At 67.3% G+C, this 21,766-nt stretch carries 20 protein-coding genes; 12 read left to right on the forward strand and 8 right to left on the reverse strand.

Annotated elements, in window-relative coordinates; genetic code table 11:
- Positions 1 to 164 precede the first annotated feature (164 nt).
- On the reverse strand, positions 165 to 1,052 hold the full coding sequence (locus ABIE41_RS15030; protein WP_192641156.1) for an ATP-binding protein: 888 nt from the start codon (positions 1,050 to 1,052) through the stop codon (positions 165 to 167).
- A 333-nt stretch (positions 1,053 to 1,385) separates the two neighbouring features.
- Here ABIE41_RS15030 and yajC point away from each other — a divergent pair, with 333 nt between their 5' ends.
- The 5 genes from yajC (at position 1,386) to ABIE41_RS15055 (ending at position 5,730) form a co-directional block, all read left to right on the forward strand.
- Positions 1,386 to 1,661 carry a preprotein translocase subunit YajC gene (gene yajC / locus ABIE41_RS15035; protein WP_192642789.1) on the forward strand — a complete coding sequence of 92 codons (276 nt, stop codon included), beginning with the start codon at positions 1,386 to 1,388 and terminating at the stop codon, positions 1,659 to 1,661.
- 55 nt (positions 1,662 to 1,716) lie between these two features.
- The gene (gene secD / locus ABIE41_RS15040; protein WP_192641157.1) at positions 1,717 to 3,327 is read left to right on the forward strand and encodes a protein translocase subunit SecD; all 1,611 of its coding nucleotides are present in this window, start codon (positions 1,717 to 1,719) and stop codon (positions 3,325 to 3,327) included.
- Between the two features lie 30 nt (positions 3,328 to 3,357).
- Positions 3,358 to 4,311 carry a protein translocase subunit SecF gene (gene secF, locus ABIE41_RS15045; protein WP_192641158.1) on the forward strand — a complete coding sequence of 318 codons (954 nt, stop codon included), beginning with the start codon at positions 3,358 to 3,360 and terminating at the stop codon, positions 4,309 to 4,311.
- 16 nt (positions 4,312 to 4,327) lie between these two features.
- Positions 4,328 to 4,705: an Mth938-like domain-containing protein gene (locus tag ABIE41_RS15050; protein ID WP_192641159.1), complete on the forward strand. Its 378-nt coding sequence runs from the start codon at positions 4,328 to 4,330 to the stop codon at positions 4,703 to 4,705.
- A gap of 131 nt (positions 4,706 to 4,836) precedes the next feature.
- Positions 4,837 to 5,730 (forward strand): phytoene/squalene synthase family protein, encoded by an 894-nt coding sequence (locus ABIE41_RS15055; RefSeq protein WP_192642790.1) that lies wholly within the window; start codon positions 4,837 to 4,839, stop codon positions 5,728 to 5,730.
- Positions 5,731 to 5,817: 87 nt separating this feature from the next.
- Here ABIE41_RS15055 and trmFO read toward each other — a convergent pair whose 3' ends face one another.
- From trmFO to ABIE41_RS15070, 3 genes are all read right to left on the reverse strand, one after another.
- Positions 5,818 to 7,224: a methylenetetrahydrofolate--tRNA-(uracil(54)-C(5))-methyltransferase (FADH(2)-oxidizing) TrmFO gene (trmFO, locus tag ABIE41_RS15060; protein ID WP_192641160.1), complete on the reverse strand. Its 1,407-nt coding sequence runs from the start codon at positions 7,222 to 7,224 to the stop codon at positions 5,818 to 5,820.
- Between the two features lie 167 nt (positions 7,225 to 7,391).
- Positions 7,392 to 7,547, reverse strand: a complete 156-nt coding sequence (locus ABIE41_RS15065; RefSeq protein WP_192641161.1) for a DUF1127 domain-containing protein — start codon at positions 7,545 to 7,547, stop codon at positions 7,392 to 7,394.
- A gap of 401 nt (positions 7,548 to 7,948) precedes the next feature.
- Entirely contained in the window at positions 7,949 to 8,455 is a 507-nt protein-coding gene (locus ABIE41_RS15070; RefSeq protein ID WP_192641162.1) for an invasion associated locus B family protein, read from the reverse strand.
- A gap of 155 nt (positions 8,456 to 8,610) precedes the next feature.
- Here ABIE41_RS15070 and ABIE41_RS15075 point away from each other — a divergent pair, with 155 nt between their 5' ends.
- Positions 8,611 to 9,609, forward strand: coding sequence for a hypothetical protein (locus tag ABIE41_RS15075; protein WP_192641163.1), 999 nt, complete (start codon positions 8,611 to 8,613; stop codon positions 9,607 to 9,609).
- 37 nt (positions 9,610 to 9,646) lie between these two features.
- Here the strand turns inward: ABIE41_RS15075 and ABIE41_RS15080 are convergent, their stop codons facing one another.
- Together ABIE41_RS15080 and ABIE41_RS15085 are read right to left on the reverse strand one after the other, a co-directional pair.
- Positions 9,647 to 9,973: a hypothetical protein gene (locus ABIE41_RS15080; RefSeq protein ID WP_192641164.1), complete on the reverse strand. Its 327-nt coding sequence runs from the start codon at positions 9,971 to 9,973 to the stop codon at positions 9,647 to 9,649.
- 720 nt (positions 9,974 to 10,693) lie between these two features.
- Positions 10,694 to 10,840 (reverse strand): SEC-C metal-binding domain-containing protein, encoded by a 147-nt coding sequence (locus ABIE41_RS15085; protein WP_354192390.1) that lies wholly within the window; start codon positions 10,838 to 10,840, stop codon positions 10,694 to 10,696.
- Between the two features lie 671 nt (positions 10,841 to 11,511).
- Here ABIE41_RS15085 and ABIE41_RS15090 point away from each other — a divergent pair.
- Together ABIE41_RS15090 and ABIE41_RS15095 are read left to right on the forward strand one after the other, a co-directional pair.
- Positions 11,512 to 12,615, forward strand: a complete 1,104-nt coding sequence (locus ABIE41_RS15090; RefSeq protein WP_192641165.1) for an ImmA/IrrE family metallo-endopeptidase — start codon at positions 11,512 to 11,514, stop codon at positions 12,613 to 12,615.
- The gene (locus ABIE41_RS15095; RefSeq protein WP_192641166.1) at positions 12,612 to 13,079 is read left to right on the forward strand and encodes a PIN domain-containing protein; all 468 of its coding nucleotides are present in this window, start codon (positions 12,612 to 12,614) and stop codon (positions 13,077 to 13,079) included. Before ABIE41_RS15090 ends, ABIE41_RS15095 begins: the two co-directional genes overlap by 4 nt.
- A 150-nt stretch (positions 13,080 to 13,229) precedes the next feature.
- Here ABIE41_RS15095 and uvrA read toward each other — a convergent pair whose 3' ends face one another.
- Positions 13,230 to 16,145 carry an excinuclease ABC subunit UvrA gene (gene uvrA / locus ABIE41_RS15100; RefSeq protein ID WP_354193465.1) on the reverse strand — a complete coding sequence of 972 codons (2,916 nt, stop codon included), beginning with the start codon at positions 16,143 to 16,145 and terminating at the stop codon, positions 13,230 to 13,232.
- 419 nt (positions 16,146 to 16,564) lie between these two features.
- Positions 16,565 to 17,746 (reverse strand): pyridoxal-phosphate-dependent aminotransferase family protein, encoded by a 1,182-nt coding sequence (locus tag ABIE41_RS15105; RefSeq protein ID WP_192641168.1) that lies wholly within the window; start codon positions 17,744 to 17,746, stop codon positions 16,565 to 16,567.
- 218 nt (positions 17,747 to 17,964) lie between these two features.
- Here ABIE41_RS15105 and ABIE41_RS15110 point away from each other — a divergent pair, with 218 nt between their 5' ends.
- From ABIE41_RS15110 to ssb, 4 genes are all read left to right on the forward strand, one after another.
- Entirely contained in the window at positions 17,965 to 19,191 is a 1,227-nt protein-coding gene (locus ABIE41_RS15110; protein WP_192641169.1) for an MFS transporter, read from the forward strand.
- 107 nt (positions 19,192 to 19,298) lie between these two features.
- Positions 19,299 to 20,102 (forward strand): DUF2189 domain-containing protein, encoded by an 804-nt coding sequence (locus ABIE41_RS15115; RefSeq protein ID WP_192641170.1) that lies wholly within the window; start codon positions 19,299 to 19,301, stop codon positions 20,100 to 20,102.
- Positions 20,103 to 20,187: 85 nt separating this feature from the next.
- On the forward strand, positions 20,188 to 20,766 hold the full coding sequence (locus ABIE41_RS15120; RefSeq protein ID WP_192641171.1) for a DinB family protein: 579 nt from the start codon (positions 20,188 to 20,190) through the stop codon (positions 20,764 to 20,766).
- A 333-nt stretch (positions 20,767 to 21,099) separates the two neighbouring features.
- On the forward strand, positions 21,100 to 21,642 hold the full coding sequence (ssb, locus tag ABIE41_RS15125; RefSeq protein ID WP_192641172.1) for a single-stranded DNA-binding protein: 543 nt from the start codon (positions 21,100 to 21,102) through the stop codon (positions 21,640 to 21,642).
- The last annotated feature ends 124 nt before the right edge of the window (positions 21,643 to 21,766 follow it).

A 21,766-nucleotide genomic window follows, 5' to 3' on the forward strand; every position in this document is an offset into this window, starting at 1 on the left:
GGTCGGAACAGGGCGGGGCGGTCCCAGGAAAGGCCGCCCCGCCATCTTTTTGTGCGATGGACGAAATGGTCGGGCTTGGCCCGACCATTTCGTCATTAAGCCTCTTCCGGGCTGAGATTCTCGGGTCTTCGCTACGCTTCGCCCGAGAATGACGGGCTCGCGGCTCACCCCTCCAGCTTCGTTCCCAGCCGCCCAGCGAGATCCTGGATGTATTGCCAGGCGGTGCGGCCCGAGCGCGAGCCGCGGGTCGTCGCCCATTCCAGCGCCTCGTGGCGCAGCGTCTCGGGGTCGATCGCCAGGCCGAAATGGCCGACATAGCCGTCGATCATCGCGAGATATTCGTCCTGGCTGCATTTGTGGAAGCCGAGCCAGAGGCCGAAACGGTCCGACAGCGAGACCTTCTCCTCGATCGCTTCGCCCGGGTTGATCGCGGTGGCGCGCTCATTGTCCATCATGTCCCGCGGCATCAGATGGCGGCGGTTCGAGGTCGCGTAGAACACGACATTGCCCGGCCGCCCCTCGACGCCGCCGTCCAGCGCCGCCTTGAGCGATTTGTAGGAGGCATCGTCGCCGTCGAAGGAGAGATCGTCGCAGAAGACGATGGCGCGATGCGCGTCCGGGCGCAGCAGTCCCATCAGTTCGGGCAGGCTCTCGATATCCTCGCGGTGAATCTCGATCAGCTTGAGCGGCAGCGCCTCTCCGGCGAGCCGCGTGTTGGTGTCGGCATGGACCGACTTGACCAGCGAGGACTTGCCCATGCCGCGCGCGCCCCAGAGCAGCACGTTGTTGGCGGGCAGCCCGCGGGCGAAGCGCTCGGTGTTCTCGGCCAGCGTATCGCGGACACGATCGACGCCGCGCAGCAGCCCGAGCGCGACGCGGTTGACGCGGGCGACGGGCGCGAGTTCCGACCCTGCGGGATGCCAGACGAAGGCGTCGGCGAGCGTCAAATCGGCGGGCTTGCGCGCGGGTGGGGCGATGCGCTCGAGCGCCTCGGCGATGCGCAGCAGGGCGGCCAGCGTCGGGTCGGTCTGGGTCTCGGTCGCAGCGGTCATGGGCGGGCCTTCGGACGGGTCGGCACGGAGCCGTACCGGGCGGTACGGCGGTCGCAACGGTTAACGGCTTGTCGGCTCGAAGCGCAAGGCCATTGCGCGAACTGCGGCGAGCCCATAGGTGATGAGCGCTGCGAGCCGGCCGGGCGCGTCCGATTGATTTAACGGCGCCTCTGGCTATAGTCCGCGCGATTTTTTGAGGCCCGATTTTTTGAGGCCCTGGACGAAATCCGCCGCACCCCGCGGCCGGGGGCGCCTGCGCCGCCGCGATGAAGGAGCCGTTTCGTGATCACCCCCGCTTTTGCCCAAGCCGCCGGTGGCGGTGGTTCCACCGACATGCTGATCTCGCTCGTTCCCTTCGTGCTGATCTTCGTGATCATGTGGTTCCTGATCATCCGGCCGCAGCAGAAGCGGGTGAAGCTGCATCAGGAGATGGTCAAGAACGTCCGCCGCGGCGACACGGTCGTGACCTCGGGCGGCATTGTCGCCAAGGTGTCCAAGGTGATCGACGATGCCGAGATCGAGGCGGAGATCGCCGACGGTGTCCGGGTTCGCCTGGTCCGGGGCATGATCACCGACGTTCGCGCCAAGGGCGAGCCGGTCAAGAGCTGAACCGCGCCGCGGCCCCGCGAGGGGCCGGCGCGCGACAACAAGGCGTTACCCGCAGATGCTCCGCTTCCAGACCCGCAAGGTCATCGTCGTCCTGCTCGTGCTGCTCTTCGGCTGCGGCTTTGCGCTGCCGAACCTGTTCTCGCCCGAGACCCGGCAGTCGATCGCGCAGAACGCGCCGTCCTGGATCCCGCGCATCCTGCTGCCGATCCACGCCGTCGTGCTCGGGCTCGACCTGCAGGGTGGCTCGCACGTCCTGCTGGAAATCGACCGGGCCGATCTGGTGCGCAGCCAGGTGACGCAGCTGCGCGACGACGTCCGCCGTATCCTGCGCGACGAGCGGGTAAGCTTCCAGGGCGGCATCGGCATGACCGCGCGCGGTGTCAGCTTGCGCGTTCCGGATGCGGCCGACCGGGCCAAGCTGCTGCCGAAGCTGCGCGAACTGGCGCAGCCGATCGGCACGCTCGGCGCCTTCGGGCCGTCCGGCAACACGTCGATCGAGGTTGTCGAGCAGCCCGACGGTCTGATCCAGCTCACCGTCACGGAAGCCGGCGCCAATGAGCGCGTCCGCCGCGCCGTCGAGCAGGCGATGGAGGTGCTGCGGCGCCGCGTCGACGCGCTCGGCACGACGGAGCCCAACATCCAGCGCCAGGGCCTCGATCGTATCCTGGTCCAGGTGCCCGGCCTGCAGGATCCGCAGCGCCTGAAGGACATTCTCGGCCAGACCGCCAAGCTGCAGTTCCGCATGGTGGCCGACAGCCAAGGCGGCGATGTCGACATGCTGCCGTCACAGGATGCCGGCGGTTCGCAGGTGCCTGTCGAGCGGCGCGTCATCGTCGAGGGCGAGGACCTGATCGATGCCCAGCCGGCCTTCGATTCGCGGACCTCGCAGCCGATCGTGAACTTCCGCTTCAATATCCGTGGCGCCCAGCGCTTCGGCCAGGCGACGACGGAAAATCTCGGCCGTCCGCTTGCGATCGTGCTCGACAACAAGGTGATCTCGTCGCCCGTCATCCAGTCGCCGATCACCGGCGGCTCGGGCCAGATCTCGGGCAACTTCACGGTCGAGGCGGTCAACAACCTCGCCATCTTGCTGCGCGCCGGCGCGCTGCCGGCGAAGATGACGATTGTCGAGGAGCGGACCGTCGGCCCCGGCCTCGGCCAGGACTCGATCCAGGCCGGCAAGATGGCGACGCTGATCGCAACGGTGCTGGTGATCCTCTACATGATCGGCACCTATGGTGTGTTCGGCTTCATCGCCTCGATCGCGCTGCTCGTCCATGTCTGCCTGATCTTCGGGCTGATGTCGGTGCTGGGCGCGACGATGACGCTGCCGGGCATCGCCGGCATCGTGCTGACGATCGGCACGGCGGTGGACTCCAACGTGCTGATCTATGAGCGCATGCGCGAGGAATCGCATCAGGGCCGCTCGCTCGTCTCGGCACTCGAGGCCGGCTTCCAGCGCGCCTTCGCGACGATCATCGACTCCAACGTGACAATGCTGATCGCCGCGCTGGCGCTGTTTGCGCTGGGCTCCGGCCCGGTGCGCGGCTTCGCGGTGGTGTTCATCCTCGGCATCCTGACGACCGTCATCACCGCGGTGACGCTGACCCGCATGCTGATCGCGCTCTGGTACCGCTGGGCCCGCCCCAAGACCCTTCCGTTCTGACGCAAGCCAACTGTTCAAGGAGATCAGCGCATGCGTCTGCTTCGCATCGTTCCCGACGGCACCCGTTTCAAGATCGTCCGCTTCCGGCGGTTCAGCTACCCGTTCTCGGCGGCCTATTCGCTGCTGGTGCTGTTCCTGTTCCTGACGGTGGGCCTCAATTTCGGCATCGACTTCCGCGGCGGCACGCTGATCGAAATGCAGGCGAAGTCCGGCAAGCCCGAGATCGGCTCGGTGCGCCAGACGGCCAACGCTCTCGGCTTCGGCGAGGCGGAGGTGCAGGAATTCGGCTCCGGCGGCGAAATCTCGATGCGCTTCGCCCTGCAGCCGGGCGGCGAGGTGGCCCAGCAGCAGGTCGTCGTCAAGGCGCGCGAGGCTTTCGCCGCGACCTATGATTTCCGTCGCGTCGAGACGGTCGGTCCCCGCGTCTCGGGCGAATTGGTCCAGGCCGGCACGCTCGGCGTCGTGCTCGCGATCGTCGGCGTGCTGATTTATCTCTGGTTCCGCTTCGAGATGCAGCTCGCGATCGGCGCGATCCTCGGCACGCTGCACGACATCGTGCTGACGATGGGCTTCTTCCTGATCACGCAGCTGGAGTTCAACCTGACCTCGATCGCCGCGATCCTGACCATCGTCGGCTACTCGCTCAACGAAACCGTCGTGGTGTTCGACCGCACGCGCGAATTGCTGCGGCGCTACAAGACCATGCCGATCCCCGACCTGCTGGACCTCTCGGTCAATTCGACGCTGTCGCGCACCGCAATCACCTCGACCACGACGGTGCTGGCGCTGATCGCGCTCGTGCTGTTCGGCGGAACGGCGATCGAGGGCTTCGCGCTCGTCATGCTCTTCGGCGTGGTGGTCTGCACCTATTCGGCGATGTTCATCTCGACGCCGGTCCTGCTCTATCTCGATGTCCGTGCCGGGGTTTCCCGCAGCGAGGGCACCGAGGAGAAGCTGCCCACCGCGGCCAAGGCCAAGAGCTGAGCGGCGTAAAGCCGGCATGAGCCGCTTCGACGGATTCGTCCCCGGACGCCACCAGCTCGACGCCTTCGGCGCCGGTGGTTTCCGCTTCGCCGGGATGAGCCATCGCGGATCGGTGCTGGCGCTGCCATCCGGCATCCGGATCTGGCCGGTTGCCCGCTTCGCCGAGGTTACGCCCGAGCTGCTCCAGCCGGTGCTGGACGAGGCCGATGGCATCGACTTCCTGCTGATCGGTACCGGCGCCGACATTGCTTTCATTCCGCATGCCTGGCGGGATCTGCTTCGGGCGAGCGGCGTAACGGTCGAGGGCATGGCGACGGGCGCCGCCGCGCGGACCTACAACGTCCTCGTCGCCGAGGAACGGCGCGTCGCCGCGGCGCTGATCGCGGTGGATTGAGGCGGCCGCGACCGGCTCATCGCCGTCGCAAATCGGGTCACTCATGTCGCGCGGGCGTAGCCATCCACCGCCGGCTCGTCCTACACTGCTGCGACGTGGCCAGGGGGCGGGCACCGGATCGAGGCCAGATGATGCCGCAGGCAACCGAGACCGACCGTCGTAGCGACGCCGTGCCGTCCGCCCTGCCGGATGCTTACGCGCATTGCGCCGCGATGGTGCGCGAGCAGGATCACGACCGCTACATCACCTGCCTCTACGCACCCGAATCGCAGCGCCCCTCGCTGCTCGCGCTTTATGCCTTCAGCCTCGAGATCGCCCGCATCCGCGCGCTGGTGAGCGAGCCGCTGCCCGGCGAGGTCCGGATGCAGTGGTGGCGCGACTTGCTCGAGGGGCAGGCGAGCGGCGAGACGCAGGGCCACCCCGTCGCCGCAGCGCTGCTCGACACGATCGCGCGCTATCGCCTGCCGATCGCGCCGCTGACGGGGCTGATCGAGGCGCGCATCTTCGATCTCTATGACGACCCGATGCCCTCGCTGCGCGACCTCGAAGGCTATGCCGGCGAGACCGCGAGCGCGCTGGTCCGGCTGGCCTCGATCATCCTCGCCAATGGCCGCGATCCCGGCGGGGCGGCTGCCGCGGGCTATGCCGGCGTTGCCTATGCACTGACGGGGCTGATGCGCGCTTTCCCCTGGCATGCGGCCGAGGGGCAGGTCTATCTGCCCGGCGACATCCTCGCCCGCAACGGCGTCACCCGCGACGACATCGTCCGCGGCCGCGGCGGGCCGGGCGTGCTCTATTCGCTGAAGGAGCTGCGCGGCATTGCGCGCGGGCATCTGGTGAAGCTGCGCGAGTTGCGCAGCACGATCCCCTCTGCCGTGATGCCGGCCTTCCTGCCGGTCGCGCTGGTCGAGCCCTATCTCGCGCGCATGGAACGCTCGGGCTACGACCCCTACCGCACGATCATCACGCTGCCCGCCTGGCGCCGGCAATGGGCGATCTGGCGGGCCGCAAAGGCGGCTGGCTGAGCGCGTCATTCTCGGGCGGAGCGAAGCGCAGACCCGAGAATCTCCGGCAAGAGATGCTCGGGTCGAGCCCGAGCATGACGCTTCGCGTCACTCCGCGGCCTGAGCCCGCTCGCCGCCCGCCCAGGCTTCCATCTCGACCTTCGCCCTGGCCGTCAGCGCATGCTTGCGGGCGACGCTCTTGGCCGGGCCTTTGAGCTTCTTGCCGTCGGGGCCATGCGTCGCCTGGCCCTCGATATGGGGGAAGAGGCCGAAATTGATGTTCATCGGCTGGAAGGAGCGCGGCCCCTCGTCGATGGTGACGATGTGGCCGCCCGTGATGTGGTTGACCAGCGCGCCCAGCGCGGTCGTCGCCGGCGGGATCTCGATCTCCCGGCCGAGCCGCTCGGCCGCGGCGAGCCGGCCCGCGAGCAGGCCGATGGCGGCGCTCTCGACATAGCCCTCGCAGCCGGTGATCTGGCCGGCGAAGCGCAGGCGCGGATCGGCCTTCAGCCGCAGGCGGGCATCGAGCAGCTTCGGCGAGTTGAGATAGGTGTTGCGGTGGATGCCGCCGAGCCGGGCGAATTCGGCGTTCTGGAGGCCCGGAATCATCCGGAAGATCGCGGCCTGCTCGCCATATTTCAGCTTGGTCTGGAAGCCCGTCATGTTGAACAGCGTGCCCAGCGCATTGTCCTGGCGCAGCTGCACCACCGCATAGGCCTTGACCGTCGGGTTGTGCTTGTTGGTCAGGCCGACCGGCTTCATCGGGCCCCAGCGCAGCGTCTCGCGGCCGCGCTGCGCCATGACCTCGATCGGCAGGCAGCCGTCGAAATAGGGCGTGCCCTCCCACTCCTTGAACTCGGTTGTCTCGGCGGCCAGCAGCGCGTCGATGAAGGCCTCGTACTGGTCGCGGTCGAGCGGGCAGTTGATGTAGTCGGCGCCGGTGCCGCCCGGGCCCGCCTTGTCGTAGCGCGACTGGAACCAGGCCTGGTCCATGTCGACCGAGTCGAAATGGACGATCGGGGCGATGGCGTCGAAGAAGGCCAGGGCATCCTCGCCGGTCAGCGACTGCAGGCCGGCGGCGAGCGCGGGCGAGGTGAGGGGACCGGTGGCGATGATGACGCTGTCCCACTCCGCGGGCGGGAGGCCGGCGATCTCGGCGCGGTCGATCGTGACCAGCGGATGGGCCTCGAGCGCGGCGGTGACTCCTTGAGAAAAGCCGTCGCGGTCGACCGCGAGTGCGCCGCCGGCCGGGACCTGATGAGCGTCGCCCTTTGCCATGATCAGCGAACCGAGCCGGCGCATCTCCCAATGCAGCTGGCCGACCGCATTGGAGAGCGCATCGTCCGAGCGGAAGGAGTTGGAGCAGACCAGCTCGGCCAGCCCCTCGGTCTTGTGGGCGTCGGTGCCGCGGACGGGCCGCATCTCGTGCAGGATGACGGGGACGCCGGCCTGGGCGATCTGCCAGGCGGCCTCGGAGCCGGCGAGACCGCCGCCGATGATGTGAACGGGTTCCATCCCCGGGATGTGTCGCCAGCCGTCGCCGACGTCAAGGGAAGCGGTGCCCGAAACGCAAAATGCCCGCCTTTCGGCGGGCATTCGCTCTGCGACCGGACGCCGCGAGGGAGGATCGCTGGTCCGGGAGAGACTACTCGGCACCCCGCTTGGGCGGGACGAAAGCGTCTTCAGACGGCGGCGTGGGTGCGCGCGACGAAGGGGATTTCCGTGCGCGACAGGCCGAGATCGTCGAGCTCGCGGTCGGTCAGACGGGAGAGCTCGCGAACGGTCTCGCGATAGCGCAGGTAAGAGCGGATCTTGGCGGCGATCATGGTGACGAACATAACGATGGTCCTACTAGGTTTCCGGAGCGGGTCGGTGCCCACAGCGACGAATTCGTTGTGCAGTGCATATAAGTGAGCCAGCCCGCCCCAAACAGAGGCATGACGTCAGTTCCGTTATGCGTCTGTGGCATGAACCATTCTCGATTGCTTCACTTTTGCCGCCTCGCCCGCGTCCAGCGATTAACGGATCGGTAAGATTCGCGATAATTCTGCCTAATCCCTGATCATCGGGCCGGCGGCGTGTCACCGGTCAGGCCAATCTGCCGCCCTGATGGGCAGGGTTGGCGCCTTAACGATGGTGCAGCGCACATAAGCGCTGATTCACCCTGTTTTGCGGCGATCGGGGCCCCGGCAGGACGGAAACCCGGCCGGGCGGCGCGAATCGGCCGCCCGGCGGGCTCTCACTCGCAATTCGTGAGATGGCGGGAGGCGGCGGTGACGCCGGCGAGCGAGAACTCGTAGTTCGTGGCATTGCCGCGGGCGGAGCGGGCCTCCAGCGCCATGACGCGGCCGGCGCGCATCGCCGCCAGCAGCTCGCCTTCGCGCTCGATCCGGCGCAGCCAGGCATGGCTGCCCTTGGTGATCATGCGGAAGGTCTCGTCGCCGATGGTGACGGTGACCTCGGAGCCATCGGCGAAGTCGTAGCCGGCCTGCAGGCTGGACTCCGTCGCTTGCGGCGCCTCGCCTTCCTTGACGAAGAAATAGACCTCGCCATGGCGCAGGGTCTCGGGCGCGGCGCTGGCGGGGGTGGCGAGGATATAGCAGCTGCGCGCCTCGCCCTCGCCAAAGGCGGCGGCGGTCCAGCTGCCGAACTGGCCGAGCGGGGTGGCGGTGGCGGCGAGTGCCGGCAGCGGGCTCAGGCCGAGCGTGGCCGCAATGAGGGCGGCGCGGGTGGCGGATGTCGTCATCCTGTCTCCTTTCATGCGAGGCGGGCAAGGTGGGAAGGTAGCGGTTAACGAGGCGTGACCATGGCGGGCGGGACGGGGGCGTGCCTCGGAGAGAGAGTGGCGCTGCTTGCGGGCCCCGACGCACTCGGCCACTCTGGCGGGACGGCTCCGCCGGCATGGAGCGGTTTGCGCTGATCGTCGAACGCGGGGGCCTGGCCGTGACTGACAGGGGCGGGGATCTCGACCGGACGCTGGACTACAGTGCCGCCACCAGCATCGTCCGGCTGCTGCCGACCGGGCTGCTGCTGATCCTGATGGGGCTCGTCGTCCTCGTCCTCTCCGATGCGAGCGAGAAGCCGCGCAGCTGGGGCAACACCTGGTTCTTCGTCGTCCTCGCTCTGGTGGCGGGCCCGGTCGTCGTGGCCTGGTCGCTGTGGACGCGGGCGGGGGCGCGCAAGCCGGTCTTCAGCCTGTCGCCGGCCGGCATCACCCACCGCTGGGTCAGGGAGGTGCTCATCCCCTGGCGCGAGATCCAGGCGATCGACAGCATCGACATCACCACCAAGATGCTGTCGCCCGTGGCGCTGTTCACCAGCGGCCCGTCGCAGCTCTACAAATACAGTTTCTTCTACGGCGTCACGGTGATCGTGGTGTCGCGCCAGTTCTATGAGTCCAGGCTCTTCGTCGGTTCAGCCTTTCTGCGCGGCCCCGGCTGGAAGGCCAATTTCATTCCCGATGGCGAGGTCGTCCGGGTCGCCTTGCACCACGAACTCGTCTCCGTGCCCCGAGACGAGCTGCGCCGGGCGGTCGAGACCCGCTGGCAGGCCTTCCGCCATCAGAAGGCCGCGGCCAGTGTACCGGCGTCCGGCGCGCTCCGGCCGCGACCGGCCGGTATCGCCATGGGCGAGAGCCCGAAGTCGCTGCCGGCCTGGCAGGCCATCCAGATCGCCGTGCTGTCGCTCGGCATCGCCGCCTGCCTGGCCAACCTCGCCGGCCTCTGGCAGCTCGACGGGCAGGCCGCGGCCCGCGACGCCCGCGCCCGGGCCGCCGAGGACCGCCGGGACCGGCAGACGTCGCAGAAGCGGATGCAGGAGGAGGACAGGCAGCGCGCCGCCGAGGACAAGCGGCGGCAGGAGGAGAACGAGGCGGTGCTGCGCCGGGCGTTCGGGCGGTAGCGATCCCGGCGCCGTGGCGCCGGGCGGGCGGCGCCGCTCAGCCGCCATCCTGCGCGGTCTCCTCGGCGACGCGCGCCTGCGCCTTGGCCAATGCAGCGTCGGGGTCGAGGCCGGCGGCGCCGTTCTGGATCATGTAGCCGGTGAGGCGGCGGTCCTGGTCGGGCAGGGCCTGCATGAAGCCGTGGAGGCAGGCCGCGTCGTCGCGCCGGCAGCTGCGGCCGCGCTGGCAGGCCTTGTCGGTGCAGTCGCGCCAGACCTGGAGGATGTCGCCCATCTTCCTGAGAAGGTCGCGGCGGATCTGCTGGGTGCGGTGGAAATTGGCGATGTGCTCGGGCGAGAAGCCGGAGGGTTCTTTGCGGGCCATGCGTCGTCTCCCTGCGGGGAGGGGGCGAGCGCCGGCCCCCGCCCGCTGTTGCAGCGTCGGTTTGTCAGAACGGGGCTGGCGGAGCGCCGCGGGGCGCTTGGGTCGAGGTCCGCAACCGTTGAGCCAGGTCGCGGCGCGGCGGGATTGAGCCACCCGCCGCACGCCCCCCGGCGCTCCGCCTTCGGCGATTTTGGGCTCCGGGCCGCGCTTATCGGGTCGAAAGCCATCCTCCGCCGCGAGCCCTCGGGCGCCAGTTCCCCTCATCGGGTTGTCGCGCCGTCCGGCATGGGACGAAGGCGTGATGCGATGCGACCGTTCCAGCGAGCTCCTCGCACAGGGGCCGTAGTACCCCCAGGGCGGTGCCCCGAAGCCTCCCGGGAGTGGATCGTGACTCCACCCGCAGGCGCCGACCCTTCACCCAGCCACTGGCACACCTCCGGATGGCCGCCCCGTTTGGGTGATGGGCGAGGGGAGTATGGGGGCGGTTGGGAGGGCGGGGATAAGTTTCCAAGTGAAACCGCGACGCCCCTTTCCTTCTCCCGGATGGGAGAAGGTGGCGCGGAGCGCCGGATGAGGGCCTGCCTTTGCAGCAAGAGGGCGCAACGGCTCCGTTTCGTTTCAGCGATCGGCTGCGGGCCCTCACCCCTGCCCCTCTCCCATCCGGGAGAGGGGTTCCCCGCGCTCTTGCTTGGGAAGGGACGCATCACTCCCTGAAAGTAGTCATCCCGGTCGGAGCCGTCGAAACGGCCGCTCGGCATGCAGCACTTTTTGAAATCTGCGCCCGGAGCCGCAGACGCAGAGGTCGTTGCGGCCGAGCTTTTCCTGCAGTTCGACATCGCCATGGACGATGCGGACGCCGCGCTTCACGCGGGTTTCGGACGGGTAGGACTTCCGACGCTTGCTCGTGACCTCAAAAGGACGGCTGGTCGAAGAGGTTGTGCGTGTTCTTGGTCATGGCACCCTCCTTCAGGTTTTGGGCCGCGGCGTCCTATCGCAAAGGCGGGATGCGGCCAAGGCGGAAGGCGAGGGCGCCGCGACGCTTCTTTGCGTCTCCCGGAGGAGGCGCAGGCACCGCGGGGAACCCTCTCCTGTAAGGAGAGGGCAGGGAGAGGTGTCGGCCCTTTGACACCGTGGCCGTGTCCTCACCGCCGCCGCCGTTGGGTTTGCGCCCCGCTGGTCCAGCGGCCGACACCTCACCCAGCCACAGGCATACCTCCGGATGGCAGCCCCGTTCGGGTGATGGGCGAGGGGGGATAGGGGGCGTGGGGGGGAGAGCGGGGATAAGTCTGCTACGCCGGTGTGGCTCCCCTGCGCGGCTCCGTGATGCGGCCCATGCCCTTGCGCAAACTGCCCCCGCAGCAATATGTCCGCTGAGGCTGAAACCTCAACCAACGGCGCGCTTCTAAAGCTCCGCCACTCGCATAAGATGCCATCAATGGCGGTCTCGAATCGTCTCGGGGAGAGCAGTTATAGCCAGGCCATCGCCAGTCGTAGGGCTCACGCCCGCTGTCCTGAAATGGGCGCGCGAAAGCGCGAACATGACGACGGCTGACGTGGCCGGGCGGTTGAAAAAGACGACTGACCTCATTGAGGCGTGGGAGGCCGGCGACGATGCCCCGAGCTACCCTCAGCTAGAGACGCTGGCCTACGATATCTACAAGCGCCCGCTCGCGCTGTTCTTTATGCCAGCCCCACCGGATGAGCCGCGTCCGCGTGCGGAGTTCCGGTCGCTGCCTGACGCCGATCTAAGCCACCTCTCGCGTGATACTACCCTGCTCATCAGGAAGGCGCGAGCGTTTCAAGCAGCCTTGATCGAGCTCCATGGCGACCGAAGCCCGGCGGCTGCGCCCATATGGCGGCAGGCGCGCTTGAACCCCCGTGCCGGTGTGGTTCAGCAGGCCGCTCGTGTTCGCGAGGTTTTGGGCGTCAGCCTGGAGAATATCCGGCAGCGGCCGGACGCAGATGCAGCCCTGAAGCTTTGGCGGCGGGCCATCGAGCGCGGCGGCGTGCATATCTTCAAAGACACGTTCAAGCAGCGCGAACTCTCGGGTTTCTGCCTGTGGCATCCCGAGTTCCCCGTTATCCTCATCAACAACAGCACGACCAAGACGCGGCAGGTGTTCAGCCTTATCCACGAGTTGGCGCATGTGTTGTGTGACCGAAGCGGCATCAGCCGGTTTGACAGTCGGGGGATAGAGGAGTTGCCGCCGGCTGACCGGGCTGTTGAGCGGTTCTGCAATGCGGTAGCTGCCGAAATCCTCGTGCCCATGGCTGATTTCGAGGCGGCTGCGCGCGGCATCGATCCCGATCGTGCGTCCGATGACCAGTTTGCGGCCCTAGCCGCACGGTATCACGTCAGCCGGAGCGTCGTGTTGCGCCGCTTTGTCGAACGCGGCGAGGTAGCTGTGGATCGATACCTCGCGAAAGATCGAGAATGGGCCGATCAGCAGCGGGATGGCGGCACCGGCGGCAACTACTATGCGACGCAGGGGGCTTATCTCAGCGAGCAATTCCTGCGCGAGGTGGTATCCCGCTATTCGCGGCGGCTGCTGACTCGAACTGAGGCTGCTGAACTAATCGGCGTGAAGCCAAAGAATTTTGAGCAATTCGAGGAAATGGTACTGCGGGGTGCCGCAGCATGATTTATGTCTTCGATGCCAATTCGTTTTCTGAGATGAGCCCTTATTTCCCTGATATTTTTCCCACGTTCTGGACCAGATTTGAAGAAGCCTTGGCAGCCGGGGAGATAACCTCGACGCGCGAAGTTTTGCGCGAGTTGACGGACGGTCCGCGGCATCATGTCCTAGACTGGTGCAATGGCAACAAGGCGATCTTTGCCACTCCCGACGCACAAGAAACGGCGTTTGTCGGAAAGATATTTGCAATCCCGCATTTTCAGGGTTTGATTAGCGAGAAATCGCGGCTGCGCGGCACGCCGGTTGCTGACCCGTTCCTGATCGCTCGGGCGTCCGTGCTTCACGGCACGGTCGTCAGCGAGGAAAGCCCAAAGCCTAACAAGCCCAACATTCCCGCTGTCTGCCAGCATTTCGGCGTGCCTTGCATGAAGCTGGGCGACTTTCTCAGGGCGAAGGGCTGGTCCTTCTAGTTTGGCCAAGATTTGTTTTTGGTGCTCTTCATTATCCAATGATGCTGGGTGCTTACGTCGCAACGTCACTCACCAGCACCCTCCGCGGGAGCGAACGTGAGCGCGCCTGAACGTCTCCTTCAATGAAACACATAACGGCAGCTCGTAGCGCTACTCCGCCGCCTCCCGCGCCACCGCCTTGCCCTTCGCAATCGGCCGGCGCTCCAGCACCTCCTTGAGGAAGCGCGCGGTGTGGCCCTTGCCGGCCTTGACGATGGCCTCGGGCGTGCCCTCGGCCACCACGACGCCGCCGCCGTCGCCGCCCTCGGGGCCCATGTCGATCACCCAGTCGGCCGTCTTCACCACTTCGAGGTTGTGCTCGATGACGACGACGGAATTGCCCTGCTCGACCAGCTCGTGCAGCACCTCCATGAGCTTGGCGACGTCGTGGAAATGCAGGCCGGTGGTCGGCTCGTCCAGGATGTAGAGGGTGCGGCCGGTGGCGCGCTTGGAGAGCTCCTTGGAGAGCTTCACGCGCTGGGCCTCGCCGCCCGAGAGCGTCGTCGCCTGCTGGCCGACCTTGACATAGTCGAGCCCGACGCGGGCGAGCGTCTCCATCTTGTCGCGGATCGAGGGCACGGCCTTGAACAGGTCCTTGGCCTCCTCGACGGACATGTCGAGCACATCGGCGATGGAGTGGTCGCGGTATTTGACCTCCAGCGTCTCGCGGTCGTAGCGCTTGCCCTTGCAGACGTCGCAGGTGACGTAGACATCCGGCAGGAAGTGCATCTCGATCTTGATGACGCCGTCGCCCTGGCAGGCCTCGCAGCGGCCGCCCTTGACGTTGAACGAGAAGCGGCCCGGCTGATAGCCGCGCGCCTTGGCCTCGGGCAGGCCGGAGAACCAGTCCCGGATCGGCGTGAAGGCGCCCGTATAGGTCGCCGGGTTGGAGCGCGGGGTGCGGCCGATCGGCGACTGGTCGATGTCGATGACCTTGTCGAGATGCTCGATGCCCTCGATGCGGTCATGCGGGGCGGGGTGGTCGATCGCGCCGTTGAGCTTGCGCGCCACCGCCTTGTAGAGCGTGTCGATGACCAGCGTCGACTTGCCGCCGCCCGAGACGCCGGTGATGCAGGTGAACAGCCCGAGCGGGATCTCGACCGTGACATCCTTGAGGTTGTTGCCTCGGGCGCCGACGATTTTGAGCGAACGACCCTTCTGCGCCTTGCGGCGGCGCACCGGCACCGCGACCGACATCTCGCCGGTGAGGTATTTGCCGGTGAGCGAGTCGGGATTGTCGAGGATCTGCTGCGGCGTGCCCTGGGCGACGATGCGCCCGCCATGGATGCCGGCGCCGGGGCCGACATCGACGACGTAATCGGCGGTGAGGATCGCATCCTCGTCATGCTCGACGACGATGACGGTGTTGCCGAGGTCGCGCAGGCGGCGCAGCGTGCCGAGCAGCCGCTCATTGTCGCGCTGGTGCAGGCCGATCGAGGGCTCGTCGAGCACATAGAGCACGCCGGTGAGGCCGGAGCCGATCTGGCTGGCGAGCCGGATGCGCTGGCTTTCGCCGCCCGAAAGCGTGCCCGAGGCGCGGGCCAGCGTCAGGTATTCCAGCCCGACATCGAGCAGGAAGGTCAGCCGGTCGCGGATCTCCTTGAGGATGCGCGGGGCGATCTCGTTCTGCTTCTGGCTGAGGCGCGAGGGCAGGCGGGTGACCCAGTCGAGCGCATCCTTGACCGAGAGCCGCGAGATTTCGCCGATATGGTGCCTATCGAGCTTGACCGCGAGCGCCTCGGGCTTGAGGCGGAAGCCCTGGCAGGCCTTGCACGGCGTTTCGGACATGAAGCGGCCGATCTCCTCGCGGGCCCAGTCCGACTCCGTCTCCTTCCAGCGCCGCTCCATATTGGTGATGACGCCCTCGAAGGGCTTCCTCACCTCATAGGCGCGCAGCCCGTCGTTGTAGGCCATGCGGACCGGCTCGGCGCCGGTGCCGAACAGGATCGAGATCTTGGCGCTGTCGGGGAGTTCCGCCCAGGGCTTGGTCATCGAGAAGCCGAGATGGCGGGCGAGCGCCTCCAGCGTCTGGCCGTAATAGGGCGAGGTCGACTTGGCCCAGGGGGCGATGGCGCCCTTCTTCAGGCTGAGCGAGGGATCCGGGACGATCATGTCCGGGTCGATGCGCATCTCGTGGCCGAGACCGTCACAGGCCGGGCAGGCGCCGAAGGGGTTGTTGAAGGAGAACAGGCGCGGCTCGATCTCGGGAATCGTGAAGCCGGAGACCGGGCAGGCGAATTTCGAGGAGAAGACGATGCGGCGCGGCTCGCCATTCTCCTCCTTCTCATCGGCATATTCGAAGACGGCGATGCCGTCGGTGAGGTCGAGCGCCTGCTCCAGCGAGTCGGCGAGCCGGGCGCCGAGATCGGGCCTGATCACAAGGCGATCGACGACGACGTCGATGTCATGCTTGAACTTCTTGTCGAGCGCGGGCGCATCGGGAATCTCGACGAACTCGCCATTGATCTTGACGCGCTGGAAGCCGCGCTTCAGCCACTCCGCCATCTCCTTGCGGAACTCGCCCTTGCGGCCGCGCACCACGGGGGCGAGCAGGTAGCCGCGCGTCTTCTCAGGCAGCTCGACCAGCCGGTCGACCATCTGCTGCACGGTCTGGCTTTCGATCGGCAGGCCGGTGGCGGGCGAATAGGGGATGCCGGCGCGCGCCCAGAGCAGGCGCATATAGTCGTGAATCTCGGTGACGGTGCCGACGGTGGAGCGCGGGTTCTTCGAGGTCGTCTTCTGCTCGATCGAGATCGCAGGGGAGAGCCCGTCGATCTGGTCGACATCGGGCTTGCTCATCATCTCCAGGAACTGGCGGGCATAAGCCGACAGCGACTCGACATAGCGGCGCTGGCCTTCCGCATAGATCGTGTCGAAGGCGAGCGAGGATTTGCCGGAGCCCGACAGCCCGGTGAAGACGACGAGCTTGTCGCGAGGAATCGCGAGGTCGACGTTCTTGAGATTGTGCTCGCGGGCGCCGCGCACGGTGATCATGCGCGAGTCGGTCTTGCGGGCCTCGTCGAACATCGCCTCGAGCGAGGCGGCCTGGTCGGCGAGCGAGGTCTTGTTGCCGGACGAGGTCTGACCCGACGAAGTCTTGCCGCCGGAGGAGGGTTTGCGAGCCATGGGGGCGTCCGGAGAGGGGTGAGCCGTAGAGATAGGGCAAAAGCCGCGCCATGCCAGACCGGCCGGCAGGCGGCGGCAATGTCTATCACGCACATCGCCAGCGGCGCGGGGTCGCAGCCGGCGCTGCTGACAGGGGGTGGCAGGAGCGGATGGGGAGCGGCTCCTCACCGGATGCGCGGTCGTCCCGGGCGACCGCAGGGAGACCCGGGACCCATTCCGGAACCTCTCCAACAGACGCTCCGGAATGGATCCCGGGTCTGCGCTTCGCTCCGCCAGGGATGACCCCGTCCTGTGAGTTGGTGACCAGAACGGGGGAACGCTCAGGCCGTCGCGGCACCCAGATAGGCCACCGCGGCATCGACGCCGCCGGAACCGTGCGGCACGCCCTTGGCCTGCAGCGTCATCTCGACGACGGCGAGCGTGCCGAGCACGGTCGGCGCGTTGACATGGCCCATATGGGCGATGCGGAAAGCCTTGCCGCTGAGCTCGCCGATGCCGAGGCCGAGCGAGACGCCGCCGGTGTCGCGGGCAAAGTCGGTGAGGGTGGCCGTCTCGATGCCCTGGACCAGCACCGGCGTCACCGAGGGGGCGCGCTGGACGGGATCGGTGACGTTGAAGGTCACGGCCTGACCCTCGGCCCAGCGCGAGACGGCGGCATGGGTCGCGCCGGCGAGGAGGCGGTGGCGCTCCCAGACGGCCTCCAGCCCTTCCTCGAAGATCATGTCGAGCGCCGCGCGCAGCCCGAAGAGCAGGTGCTCCGGTGCCGTGCCGCAATGCTTCATATAGGCGAGCGTGTTCATCCGGGACGACCAGTCCCAATAGAGCGTCTTCATCGTCGCGGTCTTGTGGGCAGCGATGGCCTTCTCGTTGGCGGCGACGAAGGCCAGGCCCGGCGAGGTCATCAGTCCCTTCTGCGAGGCCGACATGGCGACATCGACGCCCCAGGCGTCCATCTCGAAGGGCATGCAGCCGACGGAGGCGACGCCGTCGACCATGAACAGGGCCGGGTGGCCGGCGGCGTCGATGGCGCGGCGCACGGCCGGGACGTCGTTGACGACGCCCGAGGCGGTGTCGATCTGCACCATCAGCACGGCCTTGATGGCGTGGCCGTCATCGGCGCGCAGCCGCGCCTCGACGGCGGCGGGGTCGATCGCGGCGCGCCAGCTGCCCGGCAGCACCTCGACATCGGCGCCCATGAAGGCGGCCATCTCGCCCCAGCCGATGGCGAAGCGCCCGCTCGCCAGCACCAGCACCTTGTCGCTGCGCGAGAGCACATTGGTCAGCGCCGCTTCCCAGCCGCCATGGCCGTTGGCGGCGTAGACGAAGGTCTCGCCGGTGGTGCGGAAGACGCGCTTGAGATCGGCCAGGACGGATTCGGTCAGGTTGACGATCGTCTTCGAGGCGAGTTCCTCGGCCGGGCGCATCATCGCCTGCAGCACGCGGTCGGGAATGTTGGTCGGTCCCGGCATCGCGAGGATGTGCCGGCCGTTGGCGACGCTCATCTGACGGGAATCCTGTGTGAAGGCGGGTGCCTGAAGGGGTACGCTGTCGCCATAGCGACAGAGCCCGGACACAAGCAAGAGCCGTGCACGCCGCAGGGGCATGTCGGCATCCGTGTGTCGGTGCATGGCGCCTCTGCATTCATTTCGCTGGCTTAGCGGGCCATGCCGGTTCAATGGCTTGAAGCTCTGGCCTGGATCGAACCGGATACCGCTCGGACATGACCGCCACGACGCCGCCCGCCCGCATTGCCCAGGCTGCCGCCATGCCGGTGCTGATCGCGCTCAGCGCGACGCATCTGCTCAACGATATGATGCAGTCGCTGATCCCGGCCATCTACCCGATCATCAAGGTCGCCTATGGGCTTGATTTCGGCCAGATCGGCCTAATCACCCTGACCTTCCAGATCACGGCCTCGCTGTTCCAGCCTCTGGTCGGCGCCTATACCGACAAGAACCCGATGCCCTATTCGATGGTCGTGGGCATGGGTTTCACCCTGTTCGGGCTGGTCGGCCTCGCCTATGCCGGCAGCTATCCGCTGCTGCTGCTCTCGGCGGGTTGCGTCGGGCTCGGCTCCTCGATCTTCCACCCGGAAGCGACGCGCATGGCGCGCAACGCGTCGGGCGGGCGGCATGGGTTGGCGCAAGGCATCTTCCAGGTGGGCGGCCAGACGGGCGGGGCGCTCGGTCCGCTGCTGGCGGCCTTCGTCATCGTGCCGCGCGGCCAGACGAGCCTCGCCTGGTTCTCGGCCACCGCCCTGCTGGCGATGATGGTGATGACCTGGACGGCCGGGCGCTATGCCGAGCTGCAGCGTCAGCAGGCGGCGGCGCCAGCCAAGGCGAAGGTGGCCGCAACGGCCCCGGTGCGCTCGACGGCGGCGGTAGGCTTCGCGGTGACGATCCTGGTGATCCTGCTGTTCTCCAAGAACGCCTATTCGCAGAGCTTCAGCTCGTTCTACACCTTCTACCTGATCGGGAAGTTCGGGGTTGCCGTGCAGACCTCGCAGATCATGCTGTTCCTGTTCCTGGCCTCCTCGGCCGCGGGCGCGATCTTCGGCGGCATCCTGGGAGACCGGATCGGCCGCAACAAGATCATCTGGTTCTCGATCCTCGGCGCGCTGCCTTTCACGCTGATGCTGCCCCATGTCGATCTGGTCTGGACCGGCGTGCTGACGATCGTGATCAACCTGATCATGTCCAGCGCCTTCGCGGCGATCCTGATCTACGCGATGGAGCTGATGCCGGGCCGCATCGGCCTCGTCGGCGGGCTGTTCTACGGCCTGTCCTTCGGTCTCGGCGGCATCGCCGCGGCGATGCTCGGCGAACTGGCCGACCGCATCGGCATCGACGCGGTCTATCATCTCTGCGCCTTCCTGCCGGCGATCGGCCTGCTCGCCTGGTTCCTGCCGCGGCTCGCCTCCGACGGGGCGCCGGCACCCGGGCACTGACGCCGGCCGGATTGATCTCCCCCAATGCGCGCGGCGGTGCCGGCGCTAGGCTGACCCCCAAAAGCAACGCCCCGGCGAGAGCGCGGAGGCGGATGAGGGGAGAGGCCATGGACCATATCCAGAGCGAGACCGGAGCGGCGGAGCCGCGGCGCCCGGACCCGGTGGTCCGGCGCATCGCCATCCATGACGTGGTCGAGGCCTTCGTCGCGGGTCTCAGGGACTTCCAGGCGGCGCCGCTCTTCGGGCTGTTCTTCGGCGGGATCTATGCGCTGGGCGGGCTTTCGATCCTGATGTCGCTGACGCGGTTCGGCATGCCCTATCTCGCTTATCCGCTGGCGGCGGGCTTCGTTCTGATCGGCCCCTTCGTCGCGGTCGGGCTCTACGAGGTGTCGCGCCGGCGCGAGGCGGGAGAGACGCTGGGTTGGGGGCAGGTGCTCGGCGTCGTCTTCGCGCAGGGCCAGCGGGAGCTGGGCTGGATGGCCTTCGTCACGCTCTTCGTGATGATGATGTGGCTCTACCAGGTGCGCCTGCTGCTGGCGCTGTTCCTCGGCTTCCAGTCCTTCTCCAGCTTCTCGGGCTTCCTGACCGTGCTCACCTCGACGCCGGAGGGGCTGATGTTCCTGGCCGTCGGCAACCTCGTCGGCGCCGTGCTGGCCACGATCCTGTTCTCGCTGACGGTGATCTCCTTTCCATTGCTGCTCGACCGCGAGGTCGATTTCATCACCGCCATGATCACCAGCGTGCGGGCGGTGTCGACGAACCCACTGCCGATGCTGGGCTTCGCGGCGCTGATTGCGGCGCTGTGCCTGGTGGCGATGCTGCCGGCCTTTCTCGGCCTCGTCGTGCTGCTGCCCGTGCTTGGCCATGCGACCTGGCATCTCTACCGGCGGGTGGTCGAGCCGGTGGCCTGACCCGGGATGCGGGCACACCGGCGCCTGCTGCCATGACGCGTCGCACGCTTCCTGTCAGTCTCTCCCTCGACGGGGAGGACCGACCATGGACGAACTGCGACCCTATCGCGCGATGGCTTTCAACAATCTCTGGGCCAATCACCGGCTGCTGCGCAGTTGCGCGGGCCTCTCGCAGGCCGAATGGGTGGCGCCGCGCACCGGGTTCTTCCCGAGCCTGCGGGCGACGCTCAACCACATCCTGATCATCGACCATTTCTATGTCGACGCGATGGAGGGCGGCACGCTCGGCCCCGCCGCCTGGGCGAACCGCGAGCCCTGCGCGACGCTTCCTGAGCTTCAGGCCGCGCAGGAGGCGATGGACCGGCGGCTGATCGCGATGGTCGAAGCGGCGGCGGGCCAAGGTACGGACATGGGCGGGCTGGAGCGGATCGTCAGCGTGCACCGCGGCGCCCGCATTCAGCGCGAGCGGCTCGACCGGCTGCTGCTGCATCTGTTCCAGCACCAGACCCATCATCGCGGCCAGGCCCATGCCATGCTCAGCGGCACGTCGGTGGCGCCGCCGCAACTCGACGAGTTCTTCTCGGTCGAAGAGGCGGAGCTTCGGGCGGGCGAGTTCGCGGCGCTGGGGTTGAGCGAGGCGAGGGTGTGGGGCGAGGGGAGCTAGTCCTCGCCGATCCGGCACCGGACCGCGCCGTCATTCCGGGGCAGGCCGAAGGCCTGAGCCCGGAACCCAGAACCGACAGTCCTTCAGTTAGGGCGCTGCCGGTTCGTCTTCCCTTCCTTCGCGACATCGGTTCTGGGTTCCGGGCTCTTCGCAAATGCGAAGCCCCGGAATGAAGGGGGGGTGCTGCGCCGCCGTGCCTGACGAAATCAGGGGACAACCTTTCGAATGGCGCTTGAACAAAACGAGAACATCGTTGATAGTGGCGCGGTCGGCCGGTAAGGTCCGGCTCCGGTCGTGGGCCGGTTTCGATGTGCGCAGGAAATGGAGCCTCTCATGGCTGGCAGCGTCAACAAGGTCATTCTGGTCGGCAATCTCGGGCGCGATCCCGAAGTCCGCCGCCTCGGCTCGGGCGAGCCGGTCGTCAATCTGCGCATCGCAACTTCTGAAACCTGGCGCGACAAGCAGTCCGGCGAGAAGAAGGAGCGCACCGAGTGGCACTCGGTCGTGATCTTCAACGAGAACCTCGCCAAGGTCGCCGAGCAGTATCTGAAGAAGGGCTCGAAGATCTATATCGAGGGCCAGCTCCAGACCCGCAAATGGCAGGACCAGTCTGGTGTCGAGAAGTACACCACCGAAATCGTGCTGCAGCGCTATCGCGGCGAACTGACCATCCTCGACAGCCGCGGCCAGGGCGGTTCGGACGAATATGGCGAGGGTGGCGGCATGATGGAGGATCGCTCCTCCGGCTCGTCCTTCGGCCGCTCGGGCCCGATGGGCGGCGGCGGTGGCGGCGGTTCGCGCCAGCCGGCGATGGCCGGCGGCGGCGGAGCCCCGCGCTCTTCCTCGAGCCATCTCGACGACGACATCCCGTTCTAGCCCCGGCTGGACGGCCCTCTGAAACATGAACCCCGAGGCACTGGTGCAGCGCCTCGGGGTTTTTCGTTGTCGAGCGGCAGGGTCTCTGTCCGACGGTCTCTGGCAAGCCCCGACGCCGGGCCGT

The organism is Bosea sp. OAE506 (assembly GCF_040546595.1).
Classification (GTDB): Bacteria; Pseudomonadota; Alphaproteobacteria; order Rhizobiales; family Beijerinckiaceae; genus Allobosea.